5 protein-coding genes are annotated in these 4597 nt (G+C 73.2%); 2 read left to right on the forward strand and 3 right to left on the reverse strand.

From position 1 onward, the window contains the following. Nucleotides 1-27 precede the first annotated feature (27 nt). Nucleotides 28-1104, reverse strand: coding sequence for an NAD(P)-dependent alcohol dehydrogenase (locus QH283_RS14920; protein ID WP_280503598.1), 1077 nt, complete (start codon nt 1102-1104; stop codon nt 28-30). Then, nucleotides 1104-1574 carry a DUF4334 domain-containing protein gene (locus tag QH283_RS14925; RefSeq protein WP_280503602.1) on the reverse strand — a complete coding sequence of 157 codons (471 nt, stop codon included), beginning with the start codon at nt 1572-1574 and terminating at the stop codon, nt 1104-1106. Before QH283_RS14925 ends, QH283_RS14920 begins: the two co-directional genes overlap by 1 nt. 121 nt (nt 1575-1695) lie before the next feature. Between QH283_RS14925 and QH283_RS14930 the strand changes: the two genes are divergently transcribed. Next, nucleotides 1696-2277 carry a TetR family transcriptional regulator gene (locus QH283_RS14930; protein ID WP_280503599.1) on the forward strand — a complete coding sequence of 194 codons (582 nt, stop codon included), beginning with the start codon at nt 1696-1698 and terminating at the stop codon, nt 2275-2277. Here the strand turns inward: QH283_RS14930 and QH283_RS14935 are convergent. Next, on the reverse strand, nt 2253-2897 hold the full coding sequence (locus QH283_RS14935) for a TetR/AcrR family transcriptional regulator (protein WP_280503600.1): 645 nt from the start codon (nt 2895-2897) through the stop codon (nt 2253-2255). The genes QH283_RS14930 and QH283_RS14935 overlap by 25 nt on opposite strands. Before the next feature lie 162 nt (nt 2898-3059). Between QH283_RS14935 and QH283_RS14940 the strand changes: the two genes are divergently transcribed. Continuing rightward, entirely contained in the window at nt 3060-4475 is a 1416-nt protein-coding gene (locus QH283_RS14940) for an NAD(P)/FAD-dependent oxidoreductase (protein WP_280503601.1), read from the forward strand. Nucleotides 4476-4597 lie beyond the last annotated feature (122 nt).

The raw sequence follows: 4597 nt of genomic DNA on the forward strand, positions 1-4597 counted from the left end.
CCCCCTGCACACGACGCGTTTCGTGTTTCACATCACGCGCCCCCCCTTGCGGGCCCCCCTCCCGACGCCGATCTCGGCGCTCGGGTAGACCGACACCAGGCGCTCCAGCGGAAAGCGGCCCGCCCGGTGCAGGTCGAGCAGGTGCGGAATGAACGCCGACGGCACCGAATCACCCTCGAGGCAGCCCCGGATGCTCTTGCCGTTCATCACCAGATCGCGCAGATCCACCGGTGGGGCGCCCGCACCGAGTCCGAGCGCGACGAGCGTGCCACCCACCGCGAGCGCGCGCACCGCGTCGGCGACGACGGCCGGAATTCCTGTGGTGTCCACCGCGTGGGCGACACCCTCGCCCGTGCACGCGCGGATGCGCTCGACGACGTCACCCTCGGCGGGATCGAGCACCTCGGCCGCCCCCAGTTCGAGCGCGAGATCTCGACGTTGCGGCGAGGTCTCCACGACGATCGTGCGCACCCCGCCGACGGTGTTCGCCGCCAGCAGAGCCGCCATGCCCACGGCCCCGGCTCCGAACAGCGCCAGCCACGAATCCGGTCGCGGACGAAGCACATTCAGCACGGCCCCGGCGCCGGTCTGGAATCCGCAGCCCAGCGGCGCGGCCAGCGCCAGATCCACCGAGGGATCGACCACCACGGTGTTGTCGGCGGTGGCCAGCGCGTAGCCGGCGAGGCTGGACTGGCCGAAGAAGCCGTCGAGCACAGGGGCGCCGTCGACGCTCACGCGCGGCGTCTTGTCGGCGCGACGCCCGAAAGTGTTGAGCGCGTTGGCTTTCAGGCAGTAGGCGGGGCGGCCCTCGGCACAGTTGCGGCACGTGCCGCAGTGACGGAAGGTCAGCAGCACGTGGTCACCCGGTCGCACAGTGGTGACCGCCGCGCCGACCTCCGCGACGACGCCCGCGCCCTCGTGGCCGAGCAGCACCGGTCGCTCGGCCGAGCCCGCCGCACGGGTCACCAGGTCGGTGTGGCAGATGCCGGAGGCGACCACGCGCACCAGGATCTCGTCGGCCCTCGGCCCGTCGATGCGCACCTGCTCCAGACTGAACGGGGCTCCGGGGTCGCGGGACAGCGCGGCGGTGGTGACGACGCCCATCAGGCCTGCTCCGGCTCGGTGTCGCGCTCGAGCAGGAAGTAGAAGTGCTCGCCGCGGCTGAGCACCAGCTCGCGCCTGCCGTTCATGATGCCCATCAGGGTGTTCTCGTCGAGCCACTTGAAGTGGTCGAAGACCGCGCGGCCGTCGTAGACCATGGTCGCGGTCACCTCGCCGCGGAACTCGATGTTCCACAGCGTGGCCTCGCCCTGACCGAGCTCGATGTCGGAGAACAGCCTGCCCTCCTCGTCGCGGCAGATCAGCGGCTTGGCGTCGTCGAGGGCGAGGAAGTGCTTGCCGTGCCAGCGGCTGGCGGCCAGCGCCTTGCACAGCGGGTGGCCGGTCTGGAAGGCCGCCCCGCGCCAGCGGCCGAGGATGTCCTCGGCCCGCGCGGTGGGCAGCTCGGCCCAGATCCGGTCCAGGTCGCGGGGCGAGACGCCCTCGCTCACCTCGCGCAGCACTCGCCAGTCCATCTGCTCGGTCGTCACAGTCCAGCCTCCGCACCATCTCTGCCCGCCCGCCCCGAAACGGTCTGGCGGGGTCGAGCCGACGATATATCCGAACCAAATGGTTCGGCAAGCTAGGATCGGCGCCATGCGCGCAGCAGGAGAGGCGACCCGGGAGCGGATTCTCGCCGCCGCCAAGGCGGAGTTCGCCGCGTACGGTGTGGCAGGCGCCAGGATCAACCGCATCGCCACCGCCGCACGGGCCAGCAAGGACCGCCTCTACGCCTACTTCCCCGGCAAGGACGAGTTGTACGCGGCGGTCGTCGAACGCTGGGCCGCGCAGACCACGGCCGAGACCGCGCTGTCGGCCGACGACCTGCCCGGTTACGCGGGACGGCTGTTCGACCACTTCGTCGACAATCCCGACAACGCTCGCCTGCAGGCCTGGGCCGATCTGGAGCCGACCACCCACGAGGCCGTGACACAGGTGCTGCGCGCGGCCGTCGCGCCGAAAATCGCCGAGGTCAGGCGTGGTCAGGCCGCGGGGACGGTGACCGGGGAGTTCCATCCGGTGATCCTGGTGCGCCTGCTCACCGACCTGGCGCGCACCTCGGCCGCCCAGGCGGCGCTGGCCGCCGACATCGCGGGCAGGGATGCCCAGCGCCGAGCCGTCGTGCTGGCGGCCCGCAGGCTCACCGAACCGCGTCAGCGGCCGGGCGCGTCGCCGTAGACGACCAGCCAGATGGCCCGGCCGAGCGCGCGGGCCAGCGCCTCGTCGTCGGGGCCGGAGTCGGAGGCGAAGGCGGTGGCGATGGACCGTTCCACCATGGCGGTCAACACCACCGCCGTCGCGGCCGGATCGACGTCGGGGGCGACGCGACCCTCGGCCCGCTCGGTTTCCAGCCGCCCGCGCACGATCTCGACGAACGCGGCGACCCGGCTGCGCCAGTAGCCGCCCACGTCGCGGTCGTAGGAAGCGACCTCGGCCAGGGCGAGCAGCAGGAAGCGGTGCTCGCGGAAGCCGGCGATCATGGCGGAGATCGCCGCGACCACGCCTTCCCGCTCATCGGCGTGCTCGGCCTGCCACCAGTACTCGGCCGCGCGGAACAGATCGGCGGTGGCCAGTTCGGCCATGCGGACCAGCAGTCTGCTCTTGTCCGGGAAATAGCGGTAGAAGGTCGAGCGCGCCGAGCCGGAGGCGGCGGCGATGCGCTGCACGGCGATCTCGGTGTAGGGCGTGCCGTCGGCGAGCAACTCCTCGACCGCGGCCAGCACGCGCCGCTCGAACTCCGCGCGCCGGTCGTCGTCCGCCTTGCGCGCCGATCTGGGCACCCGGGTCAGTGACGGCATCCGGCGCCCGCCGTGTGCCCCGCGCGCCGGCGCGGATGTGCTCGGCTGGATGACTGCATGCCGACCATTCTGCCCGCTCCCGCACGGTCGTTGACAATCGAGCGCACCGACCTCACCATAATCGGACAGTGTGTCCGAGACTAGGTGACCGAGGCGGTTCCGATGGACGGCTCACCCTCCGCGCGGAGCGAGAAGACCGAGGTCGTCGTGGTGGGCGCGCGGTGCGCGGGCTCGGCGGCGGCGGTGGCGCTCGCCCGCGCGGGCCGGTCGGTGGTGGTGCTGGATTCGGCCACCTTTCCCTCCGACACCCTGTCGACCCATCTGCTCTGGCCGTCGACGGTGGCCGAATTGCGGCGGGCGGGGGCGCTGGCGCGGGTGCGCGCGCTCGGCGCTCCCGAACTGCGTTCCGCCTTCGCGGCCGGCTCCGGTTTCGGCATCCATTCCGACTTCCGTCCCGCGGACGGCGCCGACTACGCGCTGTGTGTTCGGCGCACCGGACTCGACGCCGCCCTGGTGGCGACCGCGCGGGCGGCGGGGGCGCAGGTGCGGGAGCGGTCAAGGGTGGAGGCGCTGCTGTGGGAGGGCGGGCGCGTGGTCGGCGTCCGCTACACCGACGACACCGGCGCCCACGACCTGCGGTCCGCGCTGGTGGTCGGCGCGGACGGCAGGCGAAGCACCGTCGCCCGGCTGACCGGCGCGCAGACCCCCTGGCTGGCCGCACCGAGCGGCCGCGACTGCTTGTTCGCCTACTGGCGCGACCGCGACGACTCGTGGCGGCACATCGCGGCGCAGTGGCGTGACGGCGCTGATCTCGGCACCGCCTTCCCGTGCGACGACGGCCTGGTGCTCAGCCTGGTGCAGCCGCCGGCCACCGGGGAGAGGACGCGGCCGGGGGTGGCCGAACGCCGCTACACCGAAGCGCTGCAACGTCTTCCGGGCTTGACGGAGCGGCTGGCCGGATGCGAGCGGGTGGGGCGGGTGCGCGCGGCCACCGGCATCGAGTCGTACTTCCGGCGTTCGGCCGGTCCGGGATGGGCGCTCGCCGGGGACGCCGGACATTTCAAGGACCCGGTCACCGCACAGGGCATCCGCGACGCGCTGCACTACGGCCGGTTGCTCGGCGAGACGGCGGCCCCGGCGCTCCACGATCGCGCCGCACTCGACGACGCCCTGCGCGAGTGGGAGCGCAGGCGGGTCGCCGAGTGCCTGGAGATCTTCCAGTGGACCAACCGGCTGGCGCGCGGCGCCGCCATGAGCTCGCTCGAGATCGAGCTGTACCGCAAGGCGGCCGCCGACCGCGAGCTGGCCGCGCGGGTCACCGAGATCTTCTCGCGCACCACCCGGCCGTCGGACATCCTCGGGCCCGCGCGCAGCGTGGAACTGGCCGTTCGCGCGCTGCGCCACGCCTTTCCCTCGGTCGGTCCGGTGTGCGCCGATCTGGTCCGCGAGGCCCGCGACCTGGTCGCCGACCGGCGGCAGCTCCGCGAGGTCGCCGCCGCCGGGCGCCTGCCCCGGTCTGCTCCCCACCCGGTGCTTCCCCCTCCGACCACCGTCTGTTCAGGAGTGCGACATGGATGACAAGCGACCCGTCGCGGGCCCGACCCGCCGCGACGTCCTGCGCGGCGCTCTGGCCGCGGGCATCGGCCTGGCCGCCACCGCGCCCGCCGCCCACACCGCGCCCGACCGGCGCACCCCGTGGC

Source organism: Nocardia farcinica (genome assembly GCF_029867845.1).
GTDB lineage: Bacteria > Actinomycetota > Actinomycetes > Mycobacteriales > Mycobacteriaceae > Nocardia > Nocardia farcinica_A.

What these genes read in the sequence shown, in the direction of transcription:
- QH283_RS14925 (WP_280503602.1), bottom strand. Translation starts at nt 1,574, where the DNA reads ATGGACTGGCGAGTGCTGCGCGAGGTGAGCGAGGGCGTCTCGCCCCGC.
- QH283_RS14920 (WP_280503598.1), bottom strand. Translation starts at nt 1,104, where the DNA reads ATGGGCGTCGTCACCACCGCCGCGCTGTCCCGCGACCCCGGAGCCCCG.
- QH283_RS14930 (WP_280503599.1), top strand. Translation starts at nt 1,696, where the DNA reads ATGCGCGCAGCAGGAGAGGCGACCCGGGAGCGGATTCTCGCCGCCGCC.
- QH283_RS14940 (WP_280503601.1), top strand. Translation starts at nt 3,060, where the DNA reads ATGGACGGCTCACCCTCCGCGCGGAGCGAGAAGACCGAGGTCGTCGTG.
- QH283_RS14935 (WP_280503600.1), bottom strand. Translation starts at nt 2,897, where the DNA reads ATGCCGTCACTGACCCGGGTGCCCAGATCGGCGCGCAAGGCGGACGAC.